Source organism: Pseudomonas sp. R151218B TE3479 (assembly GCF_053629195.1).
The window spans coordinates 4,118,239-4,142,967 of sequence record NZ_JBRJHV010000001.1 but is presented as its reverse complement, the minus strand read 5'-3'; the positions used below and the strand labels follow the sequence as shown (position 1 = coordinate 4,142,967).

Genomic DNA, 24,729 nt, shown 5'->3' with positions numbered 1-24,729 from the left:
CACTGCATCCACTGGATTCCCACCATGAAAAAAACTTCCCTCGCCCTGTGCCTTGGCCTGGCAACCAGCCTGGCAGGCACCGCGGCGCTTGCCAACACCGGTACCATCCACTTCCAAGGTGAAATCACCGCCAGTACCTGCCCCATCGAAGTCGTCAACCCAGGCGATGGCACCATCGGCAATACTGTTTACATGGGCAGTGTCGATGCCAGTCACTTCACCCAGGTCGGGGATGAACTGCTGGGCAAGGACTTTGTCCTGCGCGTCAAAGGCGGCTCAGGCTGTGTGATCGCCCCTGGCCAAACCGCCACCACGACCTTCAACGGTGCCGCCGACAGCAGCGGCGACTACTTTGCCGTTGCCCAGACACCGGGCCATGCGAAGGGCGTGTCCATTGCGATCCGCGACAAGTCGGGCGCCGCCATCGCACCCGGCACCAGCTCCGTCGCGTACAACCTGGTCGCCGGCGGCGAAACCGACATGCTCTTCCATGCCCGTTATCGCTCGACCGCTGCCACGGTAACGCCGGGACCTGCCTCGGCGCACATCATGTTCCTTGTGAACATCATCTGATTTCCGCCCGCGCACGCCATGAGGTGCCGGCTTGTACGCCGGATTCCCCCTGGCGCAAGCGCACTGCACCTCAGGCGCAGTTCCGCGCCTGATCCACCGGTACTTTTCTATGTTCACGTTCATCAAGCAGCCTGGGGCCGCGCGGTCAATTCTTGGCGCCTGCGCGGCACTGTCGATCTTGTTTTTCCAGAGTGCCCAGAGTCAGGCGGCGCTGAGCCTGAGTGGCACCCGCGTGGTGTTCGACGGTGACAAACGCAGTGTTTCGCTGATCATCGCCAACCCCAGCGAGAATATTTTTGCCGTTCAAACCTGGGTCAACACCGCCACCGACGACACCACCACCGCCGTCCCCTTCATGCCGTCACCCACGTTGTTCCGGCTCAACCCCGGCAAGGAGCAACAAGTGCAGATCAATGCACTCCCCAACACCTTGCCGACGGACCGTGAATCGCTGTTCTATTTCAACGTCCAGGAAATTCCCCAGGCCGATACCAGCCACGCCAACGCCCTGAATATCGCACTGCGCACACGGATCAAACTGTTCTATCGCCCCAGCCAAATCAAGGACAACCCGCAAGCCCGCCTCAAGGATCTGCAGTGGTCAATTGAGCAGGTCAACGGCTCGGCGCAGTTGGTGGTCTACAACCCAACCCCCTTCCATGTCTCATTCAGCCGGCTTGAAGTCAGCGACCAGCGCCAATCCGAAGAACTGAATAACCCGGCCATGTCGGCACCGCTGCAACGCCAGACATTTGCCTTGGGCCGGATCAAACCGACAGCCGGCTTGCAGGTCACTTTCGCCACAGTCAATGACTACGGCGCTTTCAGCGCGCCTTTGACCGCCCCCGTGCAGCTCCCTTCAACACTGTGACGCCATGCTCTCTCGGACACTTTTAATGACTCGACTCTTGAAACGCTCGGGTATCGGCGGCGAAGCACGCCTGGCTCACTGGGTCGCCCTGGGTGCCAGTACGGCACTGCTCGATATCACACCCGCGCTGGCCGATGCGACGGTTGAATTCCAATCCGGTTTCCTGCGCCAGCATCCGGAATACACTCACGATGCCGGGGCATTGGCACTCAGTGCGCTGGGCCAGCGTCAGGACCTTGGGCCGGGGCGCTATCGGGTCGAACTTCAAATCAACCGGCGCTCCTTTGGCCTGCGTGAGCTCGACTTCAGCCTCAGCCCCGAGGGCGACCTGCTGCCCTGCCTATCGTCCGATTTGCTTCAAGAGCTGGGCGTACGTCTCGACGGCCTGGCCGACAACCAAGCGCTGAACACCGACTGCATCGACCTGGCCAGCGTAATCCCCGGGGCCAATATCGAGTTCGAAGGCGCCAAGCTGTGGTTGTCACTCTCGGTTCCCCAGATCGCCATGCGCAGGAATCAGTCAGATTATGCCGACCCCGAGCGCTGGGATCACGGTATCAACGCGGCCTTTATCAATTACCAGGTGTCGGCGCAGCAGAGCAATCATCAACAAGGCGGCTCCAGCCAGAGTGATGACCTGTACCTCAACAGTGGGCTGAATCTGGGCGCCTGGCGTTTGCGCAGCAACCAGACGTTACGCCGCAATGAACAGAACCAACGCGAGTGGAGCAGCGCCTATACCTATGCACAGCGCGATCTTCCCGGCTTGCAAGCCAATCTGACCCTGGGTGAAACCTTTACCCGGGGCGATGTGTTCAGGAGCCTGCCCATCAAGGGCGCGATCGTTGCTTCGGACCCAGACATGCTGCCTGATGCCCTTCAGGGGTATGCCCCTGTCATACGAGGCGTGGCCCAGACGCGGGCCAAGCTCGAAGTCCTGCAAAACGGTTACCCGATCTACTCCACCTATGTCAGCCCCGGCGCTTATGAAATCGATGATCTCACTACCGTGGGCGGCAGCGGTGAACTGGAAATCGTATTAACCGAAGCCGATGGCCGGGTTCATCGCTACACGCAGCCTTACGCCACACTCAGCAATCTTTTGCGCGAAGGTCTCTGGCGTTACAGCGCGACAGTGGGGCATTACAACGCTATCAGCGAGGGTGACCACCCTCTGCTCTGGCAAGGTACGCTGGCCTGGGGGCTCGGCTGGAGCACGACGTTATATGGCGGCGCGATGGGCAGCGACTTTTATCGGGCCGTCACATTGGGGGCCTCCCGGGACTTGGGTGCGCTGGGCGCCCTGGCCTTGGACCTGAGTCACTCCGATACGCAGGCAAGCCAGGACGTGCAAGGCAAGAGTTACTCGGTCAAATACGGCAAATCATTCCAAAGCGGGACCCAGCTGCGTTTCGCTGGCTATCGCTATTCCACCGAAGGTTACCGCGATTTCGACGAAGCTGTGCGCGGCCGCGAGCACGACGTCCGTTTTTTCGGCAGCCGACGCAGCCGTCTCGAAGCGGCAATCAACCAGAAAATCGGGAAACACAGCGCCGTCAACCTGACGTTCTCGCACCAGGATTACTGGCAAACGAATAACACCCAACGCCAGTTCCAGTTCAACTTCAATACCCAACACAAAGGCGTGACTTATAACGTCTATGCCTTGCAATCGCTCAGAGATAACGACAAACGCAACGTGAGCGAGCAGCGCCAAATGGGGTTGAGCGTATCATTGCCGCTGGACTTCATGCCTTCGAGCACTGCCACGTTCGACGTACAGAACAACGCTGGACGCCACAGCCAGCGGGCCAGCCTGAGTGGTAACAGTCTTGAGAACCGGCTCAACTATCGAACCAGCATCAGCCACGACTCGCAACAGCGACAGTCAGCCGAGTTGGCTTTAGGTTATCAAGGGGCCACTGGCAGCGTCGGCGCCGGGATCACTCAAAGCAGCCACTACCGCACGACCTCACTGAACGCCAGCGGCGCATTGCTGCTTCATGCCGATGGTATTGAAGCCGGCCCGTACTTGGGAGAAACGCTGGCGTTGGTTGAGGTACCGGATATCCCCGGTGTGGGAGTCAAGAACGCGACAGGCGTGAAAACCAATGCCCAAGGCTTCGCGCTGGTCCCTTACCTGCGGCCCTATCGAATGAACCAGGTGTCCCTGCAAACGGATGATTTGGGGCCTGAAATCGAGATCGACAATGGCACCGCGCAAGTCGTCCCACGCCGCGGGGCCGTGGTCAAGACCACCTTCACCGCGCGCACCATTAATCGCCTGCTGATCAGCGGGCAAACGGCTAACGGCCAGGCCCTGCCTTTCGGGGCTCAGGTCAGCGATGCCCAGGGCACTGTCCTGGGTACCGTGGGCCAGGCCGGCCAGGTATTGCTCTCTGTAGGACCCGAGCCCCAACAACTTAACGTGCGCTGGGCACCGGGCGACGCCCCTCAATGCCGGCTGGACGTCAATCCGCAGACGATGGAGCAGGTGCAGGGTTACCGCATTCAGGCGCTGACATGCCATTGACACCCGCCACCCAGCCACTGGCAAACAGCCTATTGTCATGCCCGATCTCACAGGAAACACCATGAAACAATCGACACGACTGCTGCTGGCATCTCTGGTGCTGGTCACCGGCAGTTCGACTTCATCTGCGTTCGCCGCAGCCGATACTTGCTGGTGGGAGGCCGGAAGTGGGCCCCTGAATTTCCAGCCTCAATTGGGCACGCTTTATGTCCCTCGGGACGCTGCCGTAGGAAGTGTCATCGGCACCTTGAACAAACACACCTTCACCAGCGGCGGTGGTTCGCAACTGGACTGCAGCGTCGATACCCCCGGCATCATCCTTAACTTCCAGGCCCAGCCAACCGCCCCGCTGTTCGCCGGCCAGTTGCCGCCGGTTGACGGGATCGATGTGAACGGCAAGGTATTCAACACTAATATTCCAGGCGTGGGCGCCTTGATCCGCCTGGATTTTCCCTTCGATGGCAGCGGCAACAACACCTTTATCCCCATCGGCGGACCGACCTATCGCCCGATCGTGCCTTTCGATGGCTATCAGGATCAGATCACCACGTTTATACGCTTTACACTGCGCAACCTGCGGACCTACACCACCCTGATCAAAACTGGCCCCATTGCGACCGGTCCCAACCCACTGGATGGCCGCGAACTGTTCAGCGGGACCTTTACCGGCGTCGGCAAAGGGTTCGGCGTAGGCCCCGTGGGCACGGTGATTCAGGCTCATTGCGGCATCTCGGGCAACCCGGTAAGCGTCAATCCAGTGCCACTAGGGACCTGGGACACCTCCGAGTTCACAGGCCCCGGCTTCGGCACAACCCTCGCGCCTTTTACTATCACCCTCAGCGCCTGCGAAGCCGACCCGTCAGATGGCAATATCGCCGTCGCAACGATCAAGCTCGATGGTGTTCTGGGGTCCGTCCCCGTCGATGAAAACAACGGCGTTTTCAGCCTGACCGCAGACTCTGGAGCATCGGGCGTAGGTGTTCAGATCCTCAGGGGCGACGGCCTGACCCCTGTCGCACTGGGTATGGAGGTTCCCCTGGTGCCCATCACATCCGGCACGACGGTGCTGGACTTCAACGCACGGTTCTACCAGATAGCGCCTCACGTCGATCCCGGTGTGGCCAAAGGCGCGTTGAACTTCACCATGACCTACAAATGAGCGCGAGGCGCATCGCTGAAACGGCAATACTTCATACTCACGGGTCAGTTGGTTAATTGAGGATCTATGGTTGGAAAGTCGTGCCAGGTCTGCTTATTGTCAAAGCTGACCTTCGCGATGAAGGTCAGCTTTTCACCGATTTGAAATCTGCGAAGCTCCGTCTTGAGTATCTGCCCTGCTTGCATTTCACCCACCGAAGTCACAGGCTGAGCATCGAGAATCGTCACGGTGTGAGCGCCTCCCGCACTCAGCAATCCCCTCATCTCGACCCTGAGGAACTGTGACGTCGCCATGTACTTCCAGCTACCCAGCCTGAGAACAGCCGCCCCGCCCTCAGGAATATTGGCCAAGCTCAACGTCGTCGCATTAAAACTGGTGGACTGAAGGACCGGCAACCCGCCGCTCAGGCTGGAGATCGTCAGGCTGTGCGTCTGAGACTCAAGCGGTGTGGGAATATTGGGACCGGTCACCTCGAAGATTATCGGTATGTTTTTTCGCAGGTTTCGGGCGACATACTCCTTGGGAATGCGGTACTCCCGCCCTCCTGTAACGATGGGTGTGTCAGCTCGATAGAATCCGAAACCACCTTCTTCACCAAACAATACGGCGGCGGTCTCCGTATCGGAGATGATCGCGTTTTGAGGGATGGCAACTATGACGCCATTATTGACGACAGCCGCAAGGTTTGGATCGAGCCGACTGGCCTGTGGGTTGCCGGAGGCTTCTTTCACCCATGGATAGGACAGATCACGCGGTGTCGGTGCAGCCTTCACATCCAGCTCAACCCGCCCCGACAACTCACTGATGTTCCCCGCCCGGTCCTGGACACGATATCGCGCATACCCCACACGATCGCCAAAGTCGCGAAACGCCTTTCCCTCATACACGCCCTCAAGAACGTTGGGCACCGGGTGCGGAACAGTCAATTCACCGACCTTTAGCTGATCTGGCTCTCCGGTTCCGTTTTTTTCGTTCAGATACAAGGTAATGATATCGCCGACCTTGGGGCCACCCCGCTGCTCATCGTAACGGGGGATACCGACCTTCACTTGATCGTTGTTCTGGTCTAGATATTGGGCCGTTACCCCACCTGTCAGGATCGCTTCAGGAAACTGCGCAAGGTCGTCGGTCTGGTTGAGCAGCGGCTTGAGGGTATCAATGGTCAGGGTAAGATCAAAAGAGTCATCCTCGGCATCGTTATACAGGTGTAGAACATAATAAAGTGAATGTTCACCATGGATGAGTAAAGGGACGGGAACATAAAATACCCGATCCGCATCGGGCACCGGGGCGGTCCAGGTCTTTGTTTCCAGATCAACGTCTCCCCAATACAGCTTGACCCACTCCGGCTCATGGGGCTTGGGATCGGAATTCAACCACTTGGGAATAGTGACGGGCAAGGGCGCTTCCAGGGCGCTCTTATGCAGCAGATTGGTTTCGCCTCCGTCGATATTTGGCAACGCCACGACCGTAGGCGGAGCGTAAATCGGGACTTGGTTTTTGCCGAACGTTCTGGAATTTTTCGAATTTGACATCATGGACCCTCCTATCAACACATGAGTAACCACGCCTCCAAAGCCACTCCTGTCCAGAGAGGCCCCATTAGATTCCAAAACCAAACCGTTGAGTACTAACAGAACTGCTCAGTTGACAGACTCCAAAAAAGAGTTCATGAAAAATGAAACAAGGACCGTTACGGTCCTTGCTCGTTTGACTAACTCTCATGCCGTCTCGTGAAAACAATCCACGGATCTGACCTTTTAAACAAAGCTGATCAGAACTTGTATTCCATGCCGAAGTTTATTCCCCATGGCTGATCAATCTTTTTGCCTTGGCTGTAATCGACGTCGGCGTGCACTTGCACTTTATCCGCGACTTTCATGGCAACGCCACCTCCCAACTCCAGGCGAGAACCGGAAAGGTCATTGTTGAAGCTTGTGCTATTGACCTTGACCTGATTGTCTTTGGCGAACTCGTTGACCAGCGCTGCCTTGAGGTAAGGCTGAAGCATCTGTCCATTACCCAGGTCGATATCCCGACCGGCACTTGCACCCACTTTGCCCAGCAAGGAGTAACTCCGGTTGCCATCGGCAGCCATGCCATTATCCAATTGGTAACGTTTGCCCTGAACCGCCAGCGCCGAGACTTGCCCAAAAGGCTCGATGAAATAGCCTTCGTCCAACTTGATATGCCGACCAAACTCCAGCGTGGTGCCCAATCCATGGGTGTTGTACCGCCCCTTGGCCTGTGCCCCGTCACTGAGACTGACCTTGGACTCATTTTGGAAGCGGTTAAACTTGAGCACGCCGTCGAAGTAGTAGCCGCTCTCGGCGTCCAGCCAAGTGGCGTAAGAACCGACATAAAAGCTGTTGACCGTGCCCGAGGTCCCATGAATCAGGTCCAGGTCGGACCGGCTATAACCACCCATCAGGCCAAACACCCACTGTCCATCCCCAACTGACGGCACGGGGGTATCCACACCAAAAGCCAATCCCTGCTGGGTCTGCCTATAGGCCATTCCGGAGTCGGCAGAAACATCGAAGCGGTTGCCATACGCCCGCATCCAGCCGCCAGACTGCCCCTGGTTCATCCGCACTTCGCCCATGCGCGAACGCAACGTGCTCAGTTCGCCATACCAGACCGTACGCGAGGCATCGAACAGCGCCAGCACCGACGCCGTACCAGGACTGATGGTTTTGCTCGCACCATCGAGATACCAGTCATTGGCGCCATCCTTGAGCAAATCATAGGAATAAATACCCAAGTCTACCCGGCCATTGATCAACGAGAACGCAGCATCGCCGCTGGCTGCGTGGACGACATGGATGCGCTGGTTGGTCAGCGTCGGTTCCGCACCGGTACTGGCCACGTCAAGCGTATGAGTACCGGTTGCTGCCCCCGTGATATTCAGAAAATCGGCTTGCCCGTTGGAAAAGTCCGCATGCATGATGAAGTTGCCGTTACCACTGAGATTCTCCACCGACAAGGTATAGAAACTGCCAGGCTGACCAAACTGAACCTCCCCCCCTGCCATTGACAGATTCTTTAGCTGACTGTCTTCGACCATGACCCATTTGCCCGAGCTATTGACCGCCAGGGTATCGACGTTGTCCAGGCGCCCGGTCAAGGTGGCGAAGTTGCTCAAGGCCACCTTCGCGATACTGCCCGCTTCGGCCACCACATCACCGAGCAGAACGCTGTTATCGACGTTCAGCGCCGCCATGCCATCGTTCGTAACTTGCAGCATCACACCATCGCTGCCCTTGAGGGTCGAGCCATTGCTCACGTCGATCACCGCTTCGCGATCAGGGAGTCCGGCAACGCTGCTCACAACGATGGCCGCACCATTGAGGCCTTCGACATGGCTGGCATCCAGCGTTAGCTGGTTTCCCTTTACCGAAGAGATGTCATTACGCAAGAGAACACCGTTCCGACCGCCCGTGATTCGGGTGTTGTTGCTAGCCTGGACCGTTCCACCGAAACTGACGATACCCGTGCCCGTGGCACCCGTTGCAGTCACCGTGGCGTTGCTCAGCGTCAGCTCACTTGCAGCACTGAGGGAGGCGCCGCGGGCGCCGCCGATGAGCGAGCTGTCCGTGACCGTGGCTTTGGCCCCCAACACATTGCCCGTCAAGGCCAGCGCTGTACCGTTGCTGGTCACGGTGCTGTTGGCGGCAATGTTTGCAGTACTATCGACCAACTGCACGCCGTTACTGGACCCACCTGTGACTGTCGTGCCATTTAGATTGACCGTGCCACCGATAGCCACCCGAATATCCTGGGTGGAGGCACCATTGGCGGTCAGGGTGGAGTTACCAAACAGCTGATAATTGTCGGGACGGCCCCCAGCGCCAATGGCCAGGTCTTCGTCCGTCAATGTACGGGCCTGAGTGAATTGACAGACCATGATAAACGGGGCAACGGAGGCCAGCGCAAGACACCGCGATATAGGGTTTAATGCAAACGTGCAATTGGAAAATATCATGCTCGATTCCCTGGAGAAGGAAAGTTAATTCCAAGTGTCATATCCAGGCTAGCAACTCGCCGGGCAACACTTAATACGGCCGGCGAGTCTATAGATTAGCCCTGTGGGCATATGTAGGACTTTTCTGATTCGCTACCGACAACTCCTTCTTTGATCACGCAAAAGTAAACAGACCTAACTCCAGCGGCAAAGGGGTCGCACCTTCACCGCCGGATACGTGATGATGATCAAGGGACTAGGCACGAGCCGTTACCTAGGAACATGGTCACCCGCGCCTCGCTCTCCTCAGAAGTTATCGTCTCTCCACCATCTACAACATAGGAGTAGCTGATTCGCCCTCGCCCCTCACTGCCCCCCGGACCATCTGGGTCATACGTGGGCAGAAGGTGCGTTTCGTAGGGTTGTACCCGCCAGATGAAGCCTGTCACCGGCCAGGTTGTGTCATCCAGGGTGACCGTTTCATTCTTCTCGGCCCCATCGATCGGCGTTTCTCCAGCGGTACCCGCCAGCGCGACCCAGTGCAGGGTCACATCATCCCCGATGCCCAAGTTGTAAGGCGGGCCCGATAGATCAGGCACTTGCACACGAATGGCGTAGTCGGGACCATCGAGCGAATCGCAATTCAAGAACTGGCCCTTTTTATCGGGAAAGGTCGGCGCAGGGGGCTGGAAGATGACCGCGTTCACCTCGACCAGCGTGTCGTCCGAACGTTGGCGGTTGGGAGAGTTGGGAGAATTGATCCAGTACCACACCGGCACCTCGTCGCCATTGCCGCCCTTGTCGATGTAGGACCACGGAATGATTTGCGTTTTTTCATAGCCCTCTTTATCAGTGGGCAAGACCGTATAATCGGCTTCGACGACGTGCTCGCCGTTCCAGTAAATCTTTACGATTTCGTCCGCCTTCACATTCGGGTACAACTCAAATACAAAGTCGGCATTTTTATTATTGTGCGCTCGGGTCAAAACGTTAGGCGTTGTTGAATTCTCGCCAAAGACGTCACCCAATGGGATGTCACCATTGATCGGATTAGGCCAAGGATCGGTGGGCGTGGGCCCCGGTAGCCAAAAATTGGTCACGACCGTAATCCCTGTTTCGATGTCCGAACCATAAGGCACCGTGCCTCGCAATACGCGATAACTTACTTGAATACTAATCGGCCCGGTCGCAGCGCCGTATTCGCTACGCAGCACGTCCGGGTCGATGCGGATGCTCTTGGTTGGGGCCAAACCCATGTTTTCCAAAGGAAGCACTGTCGTTCCCCAGGTCACCTCAATGAAATCGTTCCCCTTTCGCCCCGTATAGGTTTTGACGACTGCATCCACGCCATCCAGAGCATCTTGAAAATCGAGGAACCCCTTGAATGTCGCTTGCGGTACTTCGATTCTTTGAAGATCAGGGGGCGGCCAAGTGCCCAAGGCCACGCCCAAGGCGGTTACGTCAGACAGTGGAGTGCGATTCTGCGCTTTGTCGCGCAGTGCATACACCGCATAGCAGCCACCATCGCCCACCCTCTGAATGACGTCGACAGGTATCCGTAATATCAGGTCATTCGGTACAAAATCTGTGACCGTAGGCGGGGTACCGGGCAGGTTATCCGGCAACGGGAGTGTTCCGTACCACAGAAAATATTGATCGCTTGCCGCGCGGTCGTCATATTCGTCAAGGATCGCCGGCACCCCAGTAGGATTAGCCGCCAAAACAGCATCGGTAATGGGAGACGTAATGGTTAACGGTTTGGGCTCCTTATGGTTATAGGGGGGCGTGCTATCGAAAATACGAGTGGTGGGTAGTGACTCGTCGTGGCTGTCGTTGTAACTATCTAAATACGCTCTGAATGTATAAACGCCATCGATGGCAAAGTGCTTGCGCTCAAGGGTCAGTTCAAACGGAAAATCGGTGGACGGGTCGACCGGATGAGGAAAGCTTCTTTCAGCAACGTTTTCATAATCTGCTTCAGCAGGCGTCGCACCCGAAGCGAACTGCAAATACATGATCGACTCATCATCCGGAAGTGCCGGCAAGTCAGAGAAACCCAAGAATTTGACTTGCAGATCCCTATCCAGATCTTCGCTATGGAGCGTACCGTCTGTGCTATCGACCACCCTGGCCAGAAGCTCAGGAGGATCCAAAGCCTTGGGCCCTGAATGCTGTTCACGTCGCTGCGCGAGGTAGTCAATACGAGCCTGCGCCGCACTGGTTTTCTTGTCCACGCTTGCCATATCCGATTCTCCTGATATCCAGACCGTCGTGATTGAAGCCATCGCCGTAAGGCTCGGCAAACACAATGCCCATGGACACCTCGAAGCGTTTCACATCGACCAATGGGGCCTGCGACTGATTGAACGCCCTCTTTCATATCTTGGATACTGTCAGAGTTGACAGGTCGTCCTTTTACAGAGCACAAGCAGCGACTGCCCGCCAGAAAAGCCGAGTGTTCAAACCAAGGGACTATTCGCCAAGCCCGGGCCGCATCCCGTGCCAGCACATTTAGTTAGCCTGCTTTCTTTTATCCTCACCTCGCGCCATGATGAGGTTCTCTTACCGCTGCCCGCGAACGAGCCCCATGCCCACGCCTTCCTCCGCTCCCAGCTCCTTGTCGATCACCCTGCAGATCGTCTCCATCGTTTTCTACACCTTCATCGCCTTTCTCTGCATCGGCCTGCCGATTGCCGTGCTGCCCGGGTATGTGCACGAACAGCTGGGCTTCAGCGCGGTGGTGGCCGGGTTGACCATCGGTTCACAGTACCTGGCGACCCTGCTCAGCCGTCCCATGGCCGGGCGGTTGTCGGACAGCGTCGGCACCAAGCGCGCCATCGTCTACGGGCTGTCGGGGATTGTGCTCAGCGGCGTGCTGACGCTGATTTCGACCTTGCTGCAGAGCTTTCCCCTACCCAGCCTGTTGATACTGATCGCCGGCCGCCTGCTGCTCGGCGTGGCCCAGGGGCTGATTGGCGTGGGCACCATCAGTTGGTGCATGGGCCAGGTGGGGGTGGAACACACGGCCCGCTCGATTTCCTGGAACGGCATCGCCTCGTACGGGGCCATCGCTATTGGCGCGCCATTGGGGGTGGTGATGGTCAGTGAATTGGGTTTTGCCAGCCTGGGTATTGCGTTGTCGTTGCTGGCTGGGGCTGCGCTGTTGATGATTCGCAACAAGCCGTCGGTGCCGGTCATTCGCGGCGAGCGCTTGCCTTTCTGGGCGGTGTTTGCGCGCATTGCACCGTTCGGGGCGGGCCTGAGCCTGGCGTCGATCGGCTACGGCACGCTCACCACGTTCATCACCCTGTTTTACATCAGCCGCGGCTGGACCGGCGCGGCATGGTGCCTGACGGTATTCGGCGTCTGCTTCATCCTGGCGCGGTTACTGTTCATTTCCAGCATCGCCCGCTTCGGTGGCTTCAACTCGGCCATTGCCTGCATGAGCATCGAAACCCTCGGGCTGGCATTGCTGTGGCTGGCGCCGTCCACCCCGTTCGCCCTGGTCGGCGCCGGATTGGCCGGCTTCGGGTTGTCGCTGGTGTATCCGGCGCTGGGGGTGGAGGCCATCAAGCAAGTGCCCAACACCAGCCGTGGCGCGGGCCTGAGCGCCTACGCGGTGTTCTTTGACCTGGCGCTGGCGATTGCCGGCCCGTTGATGGGCGCGGTGGCATTGAACCTGGGCTATTCGTCGATCTTCTTCTGTGCCGCCTTGCTGTCAGTCAGCGGGCTGGGGCTGACCATCCTTCTTATGCGACGCGCGGCCCCGTAGGAGCTGGCGAAGCCTGCGATCTTTTGATCTTGATCGTTCGCTCTCGACTCAATTGTCTGGGACAAGATCGCAGCCTCGTTGCACTCGGCAGCTCCTGCAAGGGAATGCGAGGTCAATGATCGGCCGTCTTCATCCCTGCCCGGGTCGGCTTGCCCAGGGCCTCGCCGAAGAAGCGGCCGGCCTCGGAAATCATGGTGCGGTGGATGTCCTTGCGATCGACACCGTCGGCATCCGTGCAAAGCGCTGGCATCGCAGCGATCTGCTCCTCGGTGCATGGCGCCAGGAAGACAAAATGGCCCGCGCCGGCCAAGGTCTTGAAATCCGGTGCGGTGGGCAGCTTACGGGCCAAGGCGGCGGCATTCTTGTCGAAGGCCACGAGTTTGTCGCCATCACCGCTGTACAGCAGCACCGGCACATGGACATCGGCCAATGTATGACGACCGAATTTCAGGCTCAACGGCGCCATCAGCAGCAGCGCCCGGACCCTGGGATCGGCCACGGGTTGCAGGTCATCGCGATCGGCGATCAATTCGCCCTGGGTGTTACAGGCGTCATGGTCGTCCGGCCGCTGCGCGCAGTAGCGGCGCAGACGATTGAGGTCCGGTGTCGCACCGGACAGGATCAGCGCGGTTTCGCCACCGGCCGAGTAACCGATCACCCCGACCTGTCCGGCATTGACGAACGGCGACAGCATCGGGTCATTAAGCGTTGCGGTGATGGCTTCGGAAATCTGGATTGGCCGTCCGTACAGGTTGCTCAGGGTGCCAAGCCGGCTGTGATCCTGGACGTTGTCACCGGGATGAATCACCGCCACCACGACAAACCCCTTGCGCGCCAGCGAAGTGGCCAGGTCATGCAAGGCCAACGGCGTGCCAGTGTTGCCATGGGACAACATCAATAGCGGAAAGCGGCCGATGGCGATCTGGGCGTCCGGCGCGGCATCGATCTGGTAGCCACCCAGCAGGCTGGATTGTTCCCGGTCGGTGGACGGATAGAAGGCGATGGCGTGCATCGGCTGCTGATCCAGCGGATCGAGAAAGCTCAGCTCATGGAAACCGGCGCTCCAATGCGGATGCGGCCCCGGTGCTGCCTGCACGGAACCGAGACTGGCTAACCAGCAAAGCAGCAGCGCTGCACCAAAACGTGTCATCGAATCTTCCACCTTCACCAGCGCCCGGGAAGGCCCCGTCGCTCGCACATTTGGCCGTGCATAACCTGCGCCAGAATCCTCGGCGCCGAATGCAGCAAAACTCTGCATCCCGGCCATCCAATGACGACGAGAATACAGGGTTTTGCGAAGGTTGCCCGAAGCGCTTGCTGCCTTTACGCAGGTTTTACGCAGCGGCGAACTGTTCGCCGATCTGCGCCTGGGCTTCGTTCATGCCCTTATTGCGCATGTCATCGCCCTTGGCCAACCCTTCCGCACGGACGAATTCGATGTCGGTGATACCCAGGAAACCGAACATCACTTTCAGGTAATCCTCATGGCCTGCACCACTCGGCTGGCCGGCGTGCACACCCCCGGCGGTGGAAACGATCACCAGCTTCTTGCCACCGCACAGGCCTTCGAAGCCCGCTTCGGTGTAGCGGAACGTCTGGCCGGCCACGGCAATACGGTCGATCCAGGCCTTGAGTTGAGTCGGAATGCTGAAGTTGTACATCGGCGCGGCGATGACCAGCGCATCCGCCGCCTGGAACTCTGCCATTGTCTCGGTGCTAAGGTCGGCTTCGTACTTGAGCGCAGCGTCGCGCAATTCGGCGCTGGTACCGGCGGCAACCAGCGTCTGGGCGGAAAAATGGCTGATGGCATCGGCGGCCAGGTCACGGTAGGTGACGGTGATGCCTGGCTCGGCAGCTTTCCAGGCTTCAACCACTTCACGGCTCAATTGGCGGGAAGCGGAGTTGTCGCCGAGAATGCTCGAATCGATGTGCAGCAGTTTCATATCAATGCTCTCCAAATGAGGACCGTAACCAGGCGATCAATTGGCGACCATCCTATCGATGAAGCCAATGATCGATAAGTCAGCATAAATGCGATAGTTTGTCCCACTCACAGGACAATCGAGTTCGCCATGCAAGACCTCAATGACTTGTACTATTTCGCCAAAGTCGTCGAAGCCGGTGGTTTCGCGGCGGCCGGGCGCTTGCTGGGCATTCCCAAATCGCGGTTGTCACGGCGCATCGCCGAGCTGGAAGAGCGCCTGGGCGCGCGGCTGCTCCAGCGCACCACCCGCCAGTTGAAACTGACGGCGGTCGGCGAACGTTACCTGCGCCATTGCCAGGCCATGTTGCTGGAGGCCGAGATGGCCGACGAAGCGGTGGCGAGCATGTCCAGCGAGCCCCGCGGCCGATTGCGGGTGTCCAGCCCCGTGGGTCTGGCCCACCAGTTCCTGCCGGTGGTGATCGAAACCTTCCTGGTGAAATACCCCTTGGTGCAACTGGACATGACCCTGCTCAACCGGCGGGTGGACCTGATCGGCGAAGGCATCGACGTGGCGTTGCGCGTGCGTGACCTGGGGGACGAAGACCCGCTGTTGATGACCCGGCGCTTGCGCCGGGCACGACTGATGCTGGTGGCCAGCCCGGCCTTCGTTGAAGGGCGGCGCATAGAAACACCGGACGATCTGGAGCAGTTGCCAGTGCTGGGGGCGTTGGAAGCCGATCGCCTGGTGCATCTGCGTCTGGTCAAGGCCGATGGAGAGCGTGTGGAACTGAGCCTGGAGGCCCGCCTGGGCATCGATGACTTCATTGTGCGCCGGGCCTGCGCCCTCGCCGGCCTGGGCTGCACTTTATTGCCGAGCATGTATTGCGAGCAGGAATTGCGGGACGGCACACTGGTGGAACTGCTGCCGGGATGGTCGTTGCCCGACGGCTGGCTACAGGCGGTCTACCCGCATCGGCGCGGCATGTTGCCAGCGGTGCGCGCCTGGATCGATCATTTGGTGGAAGCCTTCGAAGGCTGTGGAGATAGAACGCTATGAGTTTGAGCGAAGAGGATGTCGCGCAGTTTTGCCTGGGCTTGCCCGGTGCCAGGGAAGACTACAAATGGGGCGGCGTGCGGGTGTTTTCCGTTGCCGGGAACAAGATGTTCGCCCTCCAGGGCCTGCGGGGCGACTCGTTGGCGTTCAAGGTCGACAAGGATCTGTTCCTGGGCCACTGCGACCGGCCAGGCATTCACCCCGCGCCTTACCTGGCGCGGGCCCAGTGGGTCATCATGCAGGTACCCTACCCACTAGGGGCCGAAGAACTGCGTGGCCTGCTGCAACGCTCGCACCAATTGGTGGTCGGCAAGTTACCGAAGCGTACCCAAGTGGGGTTGTTGCTGTAGTGGCGGCGCGACTGAACCACCGCCATCGCGAGCAAGCTCGCTCCCACAGGTTTGAACTGTCCAAGACTACGCCAACAGGTAACCGCCCAGGAACAACTGGTCGATCCAGAACACCTGATGCAACAGTACGATGAACCAGAACACCACTTGAAACGAGACTTTGCGGGTTTTGTGGCGAAACAGCTGCTGGGCCAGCAAGGCTCCAGGCCAACCGCCGGCCAGCTCCAGTGCATGCAGCACGTTCTCCGGGGTGCGCCAGGCGTCGGCGCGCGCTTTGCGCTTGTCGCTCCAGTACAACAGGAACGCCACCACACTGACGACGCCGTAGGCTGCCATCGGCACCCACGACACCGCCCGCAGCCCGAACAACAGCGAGCCGAACAGCGGCAAGGCGCAGAGCAGCGCAAAGACCATCAGCTTGAGCCGCAGGTGCTGCACGGCCCCACCGGCATTGCCACCTGCGCTTTTACGGGCGCGTGAATCGTTCATGGCTTGGCGGCGGTCCAGTCCACCCAGCCGAACTGCCAGGTGGCCAGGATCAACAGGCCAAAGGCGATGCGATACCAGGCGAACACCGCGTAGCTGTGACTGGCGATGAACCGCAGCAGGCCCTTGACCGCGATCATGGCGAAAATGAACGCCGTGACGAAACCAATGGCGAACACTGGGAAATCCGCCGGAACGAACAGTTCGCGGTACTTGTAGCCCGAGTAGACGGCCGCGCCGACCATGGTGGGCATCGCCAGGAAGAACGAGAATTCGGTAGCGGTTTTACGCGACAGGCCAAACAGCAAGCCACCAATGATGGTCGCACCGGAACGGGAGGTGCCCGGAATCATCGCAATGCACTGGGCCAGACCGACCTTCAACGCGTCCTTCCAGGAGATCTCGTCCACCGTTTCGGCGTGCACCTGGTGCTGGCGCTTCTCGGCCCAGAGCATCACCACACCGCCCACCACCAGGGCGGCGGCTACGGTGATCGGGTTGAACAGATAGTGGTGGATCCAGTCTGCAAACAGCACGCCCAGGACTACGGCGGGCAGGAAGGCGATGAGCAGGTTGGCGGTAAACCGGCGGGCGCCGGGTTGCGTCGGCAGGCCCAGCACCACGTCGAAGATCTTGCGCCGAAACTCCCAGACCACCGCGAGGATCGCGCCAAGCTGGATAATGATGTTGAATGCCATCGCTCGTTCGCCACCGAACTCGAGCAAGTCGGCGACAATGATCTGGTGCCCCGTGCTGGAAATCGGCAGAAATTCCGTCAAGCCTTCCACTACGCCAAGAATCAGTGCCGAAAAGGCGGTCCACAAATCCATTCATCCCCCAAAAAAAGACGCTGTTCATGCAGGTCTTATCAATATTCAAGTGTCATGCAGGTACCCGCAGCGGCTGCACGATAACCGCGACCTTTCAAAAAAAACCAATGAAAAATCAGAACAGGCTCAGGTTTTGCGCTGCGGGGCCGAAATCCTATCAGACAAGCCCTGATAACGCTGCCGCGTTATGACCCAGATCAATCATGGATAGCCGCCAGGCGCTAAAGTGCCGGCCGTCGTTAATGACAAGAATAAGAAACCGGAGTGACAGCGTATGAATAGCTTGCGCAGTGTGTCGATCAGCCGACGCTTGTGGCTCATCCTGGTGGTGGCCGTCGTGATGTTGTTCACGCTCGGTGCCTTCATGCTCAAGCAGATCCACACGGACCTGTATCAGGCCAAGGTGCAGAAGACCCAGCATGTGGTGCAGACCGCCAGTGGTGTGCTGAGCTACTACCATGGCCTGGAAACCGCTGGAACCCTGACCCGCGAGGCAGCGCAAAAGCAAGCCCTCAGCGCGGTACGAGGCCTGCGCTATGACCAGAGCGACTACTTCTGGATCAACGATCTGACGCCGGTCATGGTCATGCACCCGACCAACCCGAAGCTCGAAGGCCAGAATCTCTCGGCGATCCGCGACCCGAACGGTTTTGCGCTGTTCAACGAGATGGTCGCCATCGCCAAGGCCAAGGGTGCCGGGATCATCGACTATCTCTGGCCCAAGCCGGGCGCCGAAGCGCCAGTCGGCAAGACCTCCTACGTCAAATTGTTCGAACCGTGGGGCTGGATCATCGGTTCCGGTGTTTACGTGGACGACGTCCAGGCAGAATTCCAGTCCCAGTTGATCAAGGCTTCGTTGATTGGCTTGGCGATCACCCTGGTCATGGGCCTGCTGCTGACCCTGATCGTACGCAGCATCGTCCGCCCGCTCCAAGAGACCGTCAATGCCATGGCCAATATCGCCAGTGGCGAGAGCGACCTGACTCGCACCCTCGACACCCACGGCCAGGACGAAGTCACCCAACTGGCCCGGCACTTCAACGCCTTTACCGCCAAATTGCGCCAAGTGGTGAGCCAGTTGCAGGACTCGGCCAGTGCACTGGGGCAATCTTCCAGCGAATTGGGCAACGATGCGGCTCAAGCCCAGGAACGCAGCCAACAGCAGTCGCAACAAATGGAACTGGTGGCCACAGCCATCAACGAAGTGACCTATGGTGTGCAGGATGTGGCCAAGAATGCCGAGCACGCGGCCAGTGAGATGCGCGACGCCGAATCCCAGGCCCAGCAAGGCCAGGTCAACATCGATGGCAGCTTGCAGCAGATCGACCGGCTGTCCCAGACCATCGATCAAGCCGTGGAAGTGATTCGCACCCTGGCCAGTGAAAGTACCCAGATCGGCAGTGTGCTGGAGGTGATCCGCTCCATCGCCGAACAAACCAACCTGTTGGCCCTCAACGCCGCGATCGAGGCCGCCCGCGCCGGCGAGCAAGGCCGAGGCTTTGCGGTGGTCGCCGATGAAGTGCGGTTGCTGGCCCAGCGCACACAGAAATCCACCGCCGAGATCCAGGCGATGATCGAGCGCCTGCAAACCCATTCCGAAGCCGCCGTGAAAGTCATCGGCGACAGCAGCCGTGCCTCGCAACTGACCATCGAACAGGCCGGCCTCGCCGGTGCCAGCCTCAACGCCATAGGCCAGGCCCTGCGCAACCTCAACAGCCTGAACGCCTCCATCGCCAGCGCCACCCTGCAACAGGCCCATGTGGTGGAAGACATCAACCAAAACGTCACCCAGGCCGCCGGACTGTCCCACAGCACCGCCATGGCCGCCGAACAATCCAGCCAGGCAAGCGTCCGCCTCAAGGCACTGAGTGAACAGTTGAACGGGCTGCTCAAGCAATTCCGAGTCTAAAGATCGGTGGATGATCCCTGTGGGAGCGAGCTTGCTCGCGATGGCGGTCGCACATTCAGCATTGATGCAAGCTGACCCACCGCTATCGCGAGCAAGCTCGCTCCCACATTGGTTTGTGGAGCTATCCACACCATAGCGTTTACAATCGCCGCCCTCTCCTCTTTCCCAAGGAACCGCCATGTCCGGGCTTGAACTGTTTGCCGCAGCCCTCGGCGTGATCGCCGTCTGGTTGACCGTCAAGCAGAACCCCTGGTGCTGGCCGATCGGCCTGGTCATGGTACTGCTGTACAGCTGGATTTTTTTCGAGGTGAAGTTGTACTCGGACATGCTGCTGCAGGTCATCTACGCGGTACTGCAACTCTACGGCTGGTGGCAATGGACCCGTGCCGGGCGCAATCATGATGGGCGCCAGGTCAGCCGCCTCGGTGGGCCATCGGTGTTGCTCGGCCTGGCCATCGGCGCGGCGGGCAGCCTGATGTTGGGTGCCGCCATGGCCCACTGGACCGACGCCGCCCAACCCTGGCTCGACGCCGCGCTCACGGGGTTCAGCCTCGTGGCCCAGTGGTGGATGGCGCAAAAACGCGTGCAATGCTGGCCGCTGTGGATCGCCCTGGACGTGATCTTCGTTGGCTTGTTCATCTACAAGGGTTTGCACCTGACCGCCGCACTCTATGCCCTGTTCACCCTGCTGGCCGTGCAAGGCTGGCGCGAATGGCGCGCCGACCCGGCCCTGCGCGCATGAAGGTGGTGGTCCTGACCGGCCCGGAATCCAGCGGCAAGAGCTGGCTGGCGGCGCAATTGCAGGAACACTTCGGTGGCGTGCGAGTGGATGAGTACGTGCGCCATTTCATGGAACAGACCCAACGCGATACCTGCCTGGCGGACATCACCGACATCGCCTCCGGCCAACTGGCCTGGGAAGACCAGGCGCGTGCCCATCGGCCGGCGCTGCTGATCCTCGACACAAATCTGTTGAGTAACATCCTCTGGAGCCAGACCCTGTTCGGCGATTGCCCGGAGTGGCTCGAACCGGCGCTGCTGGCCCGTCATTACGATCTGCACCTGTTGTTAAGCCCAGAGCAGGTCGAATGGACTGGCGACGGTTTGCGTTGCCAGCCCGAGCTGATAGAGCGGCTGACCTTTTTCCAGACGATCGAGTCTTGGCTGAAGCGAAATCGGCAACCTTTCCAGGTCATTCAGGGCAACTGGGTGCAACGCCGCCAGCAAGTGTTTGCAGCCGTTACCCAACTGCTTGAAGCCTGATCGCCTTTGTTTGTTTCACTTCTGAAACAGTGCACTCCCATGAAACCCGGATTCAACCCCGTTTCACGTCCTTGCCATCAAGACTGTCAAGCTGCTGATACACCCGCCTAAAAGCCTGGATCCAGAGCCCTGGAACGGCTGATGGCCATTTGGCCGCCATGCGCACTGTCTCAGCGCTGAAACAGGATCCCGTCCCGAAGCTCCCCGCCTGAATCCAACCCATTGAATTGGCGGGTATTTCAAAACACGGCACAACACCTGCTCTTCCTCATTTCGCAACGCTGGACCAGGGCCAGCCCACCGAAGAAGGAATCGATGCCGTGGGGACTTTCGAAAGAAGTTTGACCTGTCTGCTAGTGATCGGCTGCGCCGCCAGCGCAACGCTCAGCCTGCCCGTACAGGCCGAGGGCAACGGCGTCATCGTGCTCAGCCGTGACGTACAACCCATCGCAATCGGTCGCAACGGCGGCAAAGATCCCTACCCGACCACCGTCAATGCCAACCCCTCCGAACGAATCAACCAAGCGACCGCCAGCACCGAACTGAGCGATGGCGAGTTCGCCAGCGTGGCCAGCGGCTCGTCGATCCGCAACATCGTCACGCCGAATACCGGTGTGCAGGGTTTGAACGTGGTCACCAACCCCAACGGCATGCCGGGCATGAATGCCGGTCACGGTGGCGGGAGTGGTGGCGCGATCTCAGGCACCATCAACCGCTCGTTGAGTTCCGGCCTGGCACCGCTGGGTCGGTTGGCGGGAGGTCAGTGACATGAAGCCCGTGCTGTTTCTACTCGCCCTGATCATGCTTTCCCTGCTCAGCTCTTTCACCGTATTCGCCGATTCGAGTGCTGCGGTGGTCAGCAGCGCCAACCTGCAGGACTCCGGCAGCCATTACACCGGCAATTTCAACGTCAACCAGGCGGCCGGCGACCAGATCCAGCAAACCAACACCCGGGCCATCGCCATTGGCAGCCACGCCCAGGCAAGCACCCACGTGCAGCAACGTGTCGACACCCAGGCCACCCCTTCCATGAACGCCACCGCCCGCATCGGTGGCCACTCCTTCAGCAACGGCAACGGCGTGCTGGGCGTCAACCAGTCCGCCGGGGCCAACAACCAGATGGCCAATGTCATGCGGGTCGGCATCAGTGCTCATCCGCAGAGCATGGACGACAGCGCCCTGTCTCAACAGAACGTGGCGTTGCTACCGAACTCAGGAGCAACTGGCGCCCCAACCGGCAGTCGCCAGGTCGTTACCAGCGACCAGGCCTTCACCGGCAGCCGAGGGGTAATCCAGGTGAACCAGAGCGCCGGGGTGGGGAACCGCATGGCTAACACCCTGAGCATCCGGGTCGCTGATTGACCCGGGGGCTACATAAGAAAGTACCGACACTTAACCAACGACACGCAAGGAGAAACACCATGAAACCTACAATGGCACTCAAACCATTGGTTTTCGCTCTCGCCGCTGTCATGGCAATGGCTGCACAAGCCGATGGTAACGGGCGGGGCAACGGCCACGGTAACGGCCACGGCAACCAAGGCCCAAGAGGTCCGTCGCTCGAGCAACTGCTCTCGATCACTGCCGGGGCCGGCGCGACCGTGCTGGATGAGCAGAACAGCGACGGCAACGTCGTGACCAACCAAGCCACCCGCAACACCGCTGAAGCCACTGACTCGCTCAATGGCAGCAACGGCAACATGGGCGCCAACATTGCCGGCGGCGACGGCAACCAGCAGGACAACGCCGCCGCCCTGGCCACCGCCGACGAAAGCTTCATCTTCGGCTCGGCTGTCGCCGCCTCCAGCGCCACGCAGGTCAATAACAACAACTACGTCAAGAACAACTCCACGCAAAACAACGCCTCGCTCACCAATGCGGGCAACAACGGCTCCGGCAACATCGGTATCAACGTGACCGCCGGGAACTTCAACCAGCAGAAAAACAACCTGGCCATCGCCGTATCCGGGGGCCGCGTCGCACAGGCCTCGGCCTCGGCCGACCAGTCCTCCACCGGCCTTGTGGTCGACAACAAAGGCGTGCGGACCTACAAGACCGACACGCTCACCAGCACCTACAGCGCCTCAGGCACGTTCAAGGCCAAAGGTACCGGTACCGCCGAAGACAACGATCATGGCGGCTGGGACAACAGAGGCGGCTACGGCGGCGGTCATGATGACGACAAGTTCAAGTTCTCCGCCGTGGGGACTTTCGAACTGGCCGGCAGCAACACCCAGCAGGTGCTGACCCGCGACGGTTGGAAAAACCCTGTGATCAACAACGCCACCATGACCAACTCCATGAACGGCTTCTCCGGTAACGGCGGCGCCAACGTGTCGGCGGGCGTGGGCAACCAGCAAAGCAACTCGCTGTCCATCGCGGCCGGCTGCAAGGCTTGCATGTAAAAAAGTACCACTGTGGGGGTGAGTTCGCTTGCGATGGCATTGGATCAGTGACCTTTGTGTTGCCTGACACACAGCTATCGCGAGCAAGCTCGCTTCCACAGGGGGGCTTTTTCCTGGACGTCCACTAGGCGTATTGATCATGCGTGTCACTGCCGTTTCCCTGCTGCTCTGCCTGGCTTGTATGGCCGAAGCGGCGCAGATGCCGGTCGCCGCCCTGCCTGGCGGCATGCTGGTCTACAAACCGGTGCAAAGCGTACGCGAGCGTAAATTCAGCGACATCGTCGAGCAGAAAACCGATTTCAGTTGCGGCGCCGCCGCGCTGGCCACGGTGCTGCGGCAGGCCTATTGGCTTGACGTCGATGAGGAGCACGTCATCAAAGGCATGCTGGTCAATGCCGACCAGGACCTGGTTCGCACCCAGGGGTTTTCCATGCTGGACATGAAGCGCTACGTGGAGACCATCGGCATGCGTGCCCGAGGCTACCGCATACCGCCAGAGAAACTCGAAGCGGTGACGATTCCGGTGGTGGTCCTGATGGAAATACGCGGCTACAAGCACTTCGTGGTGTTGCAGCGGGCCGACAAGCAATGGGTCTACATCGGCGATCCGGTGCTGGGGCACAAGCGCTACGCCCACGATGAGTTCGTCAAAGGCTGGAACGGCATCGTCTTTGCGATCGTCGGCCCGGGCTATGACAAGACCAATGCACTGCGCAGCCCTCCTCAACCCCTGACAGCCCGTAACAAGCTGGACGGTTTCAACCCGGTCAGGGATGCGGAACTGATGGATTTCGGCTTCATACAGAGCGACTTTTTCTAATCGCCGACCACTGCCAACAATAAGTACAAAAAGGAGCAGGACGCTCCGGGAGCAGCACATGAAAACGTCACACTGGCTGTCGCTGGCCTGCCTGCTCGCGACCGCCTCGGGCTATGCCCATGCCGGCTTCAAACCTATCGAAGTCAAGGACCAGGAGCTTGCCGAGCTTCGCGGTCGATATGTCATGCCCGGCCGAGTCATCAGCTTCGGCATCGTCATGAGCAGTACCTGGCGCAACGCCAGCGGCGACCTGATCGGCGCCACCAGCACCATGCAGATCCAGGCTGCCACCGTCAAACCCGAGTTCTATGTCTCCACCATCAAGCAGACGGGCAATGGCGGCGTCCCGGAACAGGGCAGCGGAAACATCACCGGTGGCGCCGGCCTTGGCACGAGCCAGGGCGTGACCCAGAGCGTGCGTGCCGCCGGCGACGGCAACACGGCCTACAACAACGTCAACATCAATGTGAAAGAGAGCAGCCAGGCGCCGGCGCTCGTGCCTTCCCAGGGCCAACTGCTGACCAAGGGCCAGACCATCAGCGGCAGCAACGCCGCCGGCAGCGTCGCGGTCACCGCCACCGGCAACGGCGTGCAAATGGCGATCCAGGCCAGCCACAACCAGGGCGGCACCCTGCAACAAGTGGCCCAGGGCGGCTTGCTGCAAAACACTCGCCTGCTGGGCAATAGCAACCTGGTCAACAACATGACGCAGCTCAACGTGGTGCTGAACAACAACGGCCCCAGTGCCGGGGCATTGGACTGCAACCTGACCCAACTGCGCGGCCTCCGTAACCTCGGTTATTGAACTACGCTGTT

22 protein-coding genes are annotated in these 24,729 nt (G+C 59.5%); 15 read left to right on the top strand and 7 right to left on the bottom strand.

Annotation, left to right across the window (positions count from 1 at the left end; translation table 11 throughout):
* Positions 1–24 precede the first annotated feature (24 nt).
* The 4 genes from AB7M32_RS17850 (at position 25) to AB7M32_RS17835 (ending at position 5,136) form a co-directional block, all read left to right on the top strand.
* Positions 25–573: a fimbrial protein gene (locus AB7M32_RS17850; RefSeq protein ID WP_454250776.1), complete on the top strand. Its 549-nt coding sequence runs from the start codon at positions 25–27 to the stop codon at positions 571–573.
* 109 nt (positions 574–682) lie between these two features.
* Positions 683–1,444 (top strand): fimbrial biogenesis chaperone, encoded by a 762-nt coding sequence (locus tag AB7M32_RS17845; protein ID WP_454250775.1) that lies wholly within the window; start codon positions 683–685, stop codon positions 1,442–1,444.
* 25 nt (positions 1,445–1,469) lie between these two features.
* Positions 1,470–3,977: a fimbria/pilus outer membrane usher protein gene (locus AB7M32_RS17840; protein ID WP_454250774.1), complete on the top strand. Its 2,508-nt coding sequence runs from the start codon at positions 1,470–1,472 to the stop codon at positions 3,975–3,977.
* 61 nt (positions 3,978–4,038) lie between these two features.
* Positions 4,039–5,136 carry a fimbrial protein gene (locus AB7M32_RS17835; protein ID WP_454250773.1) on the top strand — a complete coding sequence of 366 codons (1,098 nt, stop codon included), beginning with the start codon at positions 4,039–4,041 and terminating at the stop codon, positions 5,134–5,136.
* A 44-nt stretch (positions 5,137–5,180) separates the two neighbouring features.
* Here AB7M32_RS17835 and AB7M32_RS17830 read toward each other — a convergent pair whose 3' ends face one another.
* The 3 genes from AB7M32_RS17830 to AB7M32_RS17820 all read right to left on the bottom strand — a co-directional run bounded on the left by AB7M32_RS17830 (position 5,181) and on the right by AB7M32_RS17820 (position 11,343).
* On the bottom strand, positions 5,181–6,671 hold the full coding sequence (locus tag AB7M32_RS17830; protein ID WP_454250772.1) for a hypothetical protein: 1,491 nt from the start codon (positions 6,669–6,671) through the stop codon (positions 5,181–5,183).
* 239 nt (positions 6,672–6,910) lie between these two features.
* Positions 6,911–9,043: an autotransporter outer membrane beta-barrel domain-containing protein gene (locus AB7M32_RS17825; RefSeq protein WP_454252160.1), complete on the bottom strand. Its 2,133-nt coding sequence runs from the start codon at positions 9,041–9,043 to the stop codon at positions 6,911–6,913.
* Between the two features lie 305 nt (positions 9,044–9,348).
* Positions 9,349–11,343 carry a hypothetical protein gene (locus AB7M32_RS17820; protein ID WP_454250771.1) on the bottom strand — a complete coding sequence of 665 codons (1,995 nt, stop codon included), beginning with the start codon at positions 11,341–11,343 and terminating at the stop codon, positions 9,349–9,351.
* A 344-nt stretch (positions 11,344–11,687) separates the two neighbouring features.
* Between AB7M32_RS17820 and AB7M32_RS17815 the strand changes: the two genes are divergently transcribed.
* The gene (locus AB7M32_RS17815; protein WP_454250770.1) at positions 11,688–12,872 is read left to right on the top strand and encodes an MFS transporter; all 1,185 of its coding nucleotides are present in this window, start codon (positions 11,688–11,690) and stop codon (positions 12,870–12,872) included.
* Between the two features lie 112 nt (positions 12,873–12,984).
* Here AB7M32_RS17815 and AB7M32_RS17810 read toward each other — a convergent pair whose 3' ends face one another.
* Both AB7M32_RS17810 and AB7M32_RS17805 read right to left on the bottom strand, forming a co-directional pair.
* On the bottom strand, positions 12,985–14,022 hold the full coding sequence (locus tag AB7M32_RS17810) for an alpha/beta hydrolase family protein (protein WP_454250769.1): 1,038 nt from the start codon (positions 14,020–14,022) through the stop codon (positions 12,985–12,987).
* A gap of 184 nt (positions 14,023–14,206) precedes the next feature.
* On the bottom strand, positions 14,207–14,815 hold the full coding sequence (locus tag AB7M32_RS17805; RefSeq protein ID WP_454250768.1) for an FMN-dependent NADH-azoreductase: 609 nt from the start codon (positions 14,813–14,815) through the stop codon (positions 14,207–14,209).
* 129 nt (positions 14,816–14,944) lie between these two features.
* Between AB7M32_RS17805 and AB7M32_RS17800 the strand changes: the two genes are divergently transcribed.
* Together AB7M32_RS17800 and AB7M32_RS17795 are read left to right on the top strand one after the other, a co-directional pair.
* Positions 14,945–15,853, top strand: a complete 909-nt coding sequence (locus AB7M32_RS17800) for a LysR substrate-binding domain-containing protein (protein ID WP_454250767.1) — start codon at positions 14,945–14,947, stop codon at positions 15,851–15,853.
* A complete protein-coding gene (locus AB7M32_RS17795) occupies positions 15,850–16,200 on the top strand; it encodes an MmcQ/YjbR family DNA-binding protein (RefSeq protein WP_454250766.1) in 351 nt (116 codons plus the stop codon). Before AB7M32_RS17800 ends, AB7M32_RS17795 begins: the two co-directional genes overlap by 4 nt.
* 66 nt (positions 16,201–16,266) lie before the next feature.
* On the opposite strand, the gene AB7M32_RS17790 is transcribed toward AB7M32_RS17795, so the two are convergent.
* On the bottom strand, positions 16,267–16,689 hold the full coding sequence (locus AB7M32_RS17790) for a DUF1294 domain-containing protein (RefSeq protein ID WP_454250765.1): 423 nt from the start codon (positions 16,687–16,689) through the stop codon (positions 16,267–16,269).
* On the bottom strand, positions 16,686–17,516 hold the full coding sequence (locus AB7M32_RS17785) for an undecaprenyl-diphosphate phosphatase (RefSeq protein ID WP_060742548.1): 831 nt from the start codon (positions 17,514–17,516) through the stop codon (positions 16,686–16,688). The genes AB7M32_RS17790 and AB7M32_RS17785 overlap by 4 nt, the downstream gene beginning before the upstream one ends.
* Before the next feature lie 274 nt (positions 17,517–17,790).
* Between AB7M32_RS17785 and AB7M32_RS17780 the strand changes: the two genes are divergently transcribed.
* The 8 genes from AB7M32_RS17780 (at position 17,791) to AB7M32_RS17745 (ending at position 24,718) form a co-directional block, all read left to right on the top strand.
* Entirely contained in the window at positions 17,791–19,425 is a 1,635-nt protein-coding gene (locus AB7M32_RS17780) for a methyl-accepting chemotaxis protein (protein ID WP_072405467.1), read from the top strand.
* Positions 19,426–19,603: 178 nt separating this feature from the next.
* Entirely contained in the window at positions 19,604–20,167 is a 564-nt protein-coding gene (gene pnuC / locus AB7M32_RS17775; RefSeq protein ID WP_454250764.1) for a nicotinamide riboside transporter PnuC, read from the top strand.
* Entirely contained in the window at positions 20,164–20,688 is a 525-nt protein-coding gene (locus tag AB7M32_RS17770) for an AAA family ATPase (protein WP_454252159.1), read from the top strand. The genes pnuC and AB7M32_RS17770 overlap by 4 nt, the downstream gene beginning before the upstream one ends.
* Positions 20,689–21,008: 320 nt before the next feature.
* Entirely contained in the window at positions 21,009–21,455 is a 447-nt protein-coding gene (locus tag AB7M32_RS17765) for a hypothetical protein (protein WP_060742551.1), read from the top strand.
* Position 21,456: 1 nt separating this feature from the next.
* Positions 21,457–22,050: an adhesin gene (locus AB7M32_RS17760; protein ID WP_454250763.1), complete on the top strand. Its 594-nt coding sequence runs from the start codon at positions 21,457–21,459 to the stop codon at positions 22,048–22,050.
* Positions 22,051–22,109: 59 nt separating this feature from the next.
* Positions 22,110–23,093, top strand: coding sequence for a heme utilization protein (locus AB7M32_RS17755; protein WP_072405463.1), 984 nt, complete (start codon positions 22,110–22,112; stop codon positions 23,091–23,093).
* 139 nt (positions 23,094–23,232) lie between these two features.
* Positions 23,233–23,913: a C39 family peptidase gene (locus tag AB7M32_RS17750; RefSeq protein WP_072405462.1), complete on the top strand. Its 681-nt coding sequence runs from the start codon at positions 23,233–23,235 to the stop codon at positions 23,911–23,913.
* Between the two features lie 58 nt (positions 23,914–23,971).
* On the top strand, positions 23,972–24,718 hold the full coding sequence (locus tag AB7M32_RS17745) for a hypothetical protein (RefSeq protein ID WP_454250762.1): 747 nt from the start codon (positions 23,972–23,974) through the stop codon (positions 24,716–24,718).
* Positions 24,719–24,729 lie beyond the last annotated feature (11 nt).

Bases quoted from the DNA above. Each gene is read 5' to 3' on its own strand.
- AB7M32_RS17850 (WP_454250776.1), top strand. From the start codon at position 25: ATGAAAAAAACTTCCCTCGCCCTGTGCCTTGGCCTGGCAACCAGCCTG.
- AB7M32_RS17845 (WP_454250775.1), top strand. From the start codon at position 683: ATGTTCACGTTCATCAAGCAGCCTGGGGCCGCGCGGTCAATTCTTGGC.
- AB7M32_RS17840 (WP_454250774.1), top strand. From the start codon at position 1,470: ATGACTCGACTCTTGAAACGCTCGGGTATCGGCGGCGAAGCACGCCTG.
- AB7M32_RS17835 (WP_454250773.1), top strand. From the start codon at position 4,039: ATGAAACAATCGACACGACTGCTGCTGGCATCTCTGGTGCTGGTCACC.
- AB7M32_RS17830 (WP_454250772.1), bottom strand. From the start codon at position 6,671: ATGTCAAATTCGAAAAATTCCAGAACGTTCGGCAAAAACCAAGTCCCG.
- AB7M32_RS17825 (WP_454252160.1), bottom strand. From the start codon at position 9,043: ATGGTCTGTCAATTCACTCAGGCCCGTACATTGACGGACGAAGACCTG.
- AB7M32_RS17820 (WP_454250771.1), bottom strand. From the start codon at position 11,343: ATGGCAAGCGTGGACAAGAAAACCAGTGCGGCGCAGGCTCGTATTGAC.
- AB7M32_RS17815 (WP_454250770.1), top strand. From the start codon at position 11,688: ATGCCCACGCCTTCCTCCGCTCCCAGCTCCTTGTCGATCACCCTGCAG.
- AB7M32_RS17810 (WP_454250769.1), bottom strand. From the start codon at position 14,022: ATGACACGTTTTGGTGCAGCGCTGCTGCTTTGCTGGTTAGCCAGTCTC.
- AB7M32_RS17805 (WP_454250768.1), bottom strand. From the start codon at position 14,815: ATGAAACTGCTGCACATCGATTCGAGCATTCTCGGCGACAACTCCGCT.
- AB7M32_RS17800 (WP_454250767.1), top strand. From the start codon at position 14,945: ATGCAAGACCTCAATGACTTGTACTATTTCGCCAAAGTCGTCGAAGCC.
- AB7M32_RS17795 (WP_454250766.1), top strand. From the start codon at position 15,850: ATGAGTTTGAGCGAAGAGGATGTCGCGCAGTTTTGCCTGGGCTTGCCC.
- AB7M32_RS17790 (WP_454250765.1), bottom strand. From the start codon at position 16,689: ATGAACGATTCACGCGCCCGTAAAAGCGCAGGTGGCAATGCCGGTGGG.
- AB7M32_RS17785 (WP_060742548.1), bottom strand. From the start codon at position 17,516: ATGGATTTGTGGACCGCCTTTTCGGCACTGATTCTTGGCGTAGTGGAA.
- AB7M32_RS17780 (WP_072405467.1), top strand. From the start codon at position 17,791: ATGAATAGCTTGCGCAGTGTGTCGATCAGCCGACGCTTGTGGCTCATC.
- pnuC (WP_454250764.1), top strand. From the start codon at position 19,604: ATGTCCGGGCTTGAACTGTTTGCCGCAGCCCTCGGCGTGATCGCCGTC.
- AB7M32_RS17770 (WP_454252159.1), top strand. From the start codon at position 20,164: ATGAAGGTGGTGGTCCTGACCGGCCCGGAATCCAGCGGCAAGAGCTGG.
- AB7M32_RS17760 (WP_454250763.1), top strand. From the start codon at position 21,457: ATGAAGCCCGTGCTGTTTCTACTCGCCCTGATCATGCTTTCCCTGCTC.
- AB7M32_RS17755 (WP_072405463.1), top strand. From the start codon at position 22,110: ATGAAACCTACAATGGCACTCAAACCATTGGTTTTCGCTCTCGCCGCT.
- AB7M32_RS17750 (WP_072405462.1), top strand. From the start codon at position 23,233: ATGCGTGTCACTGCCGTTTCCCTGCTGCTCTGCCTGGCTTGTATGGCC.
- AB7M32_RS17745 (WP_454250762.1), top strand. From the start codon at position 23,972: ATGAAAACGTCACACTGGCTGTCGCTGGCCTGCCTGCTCGCGACCGCC.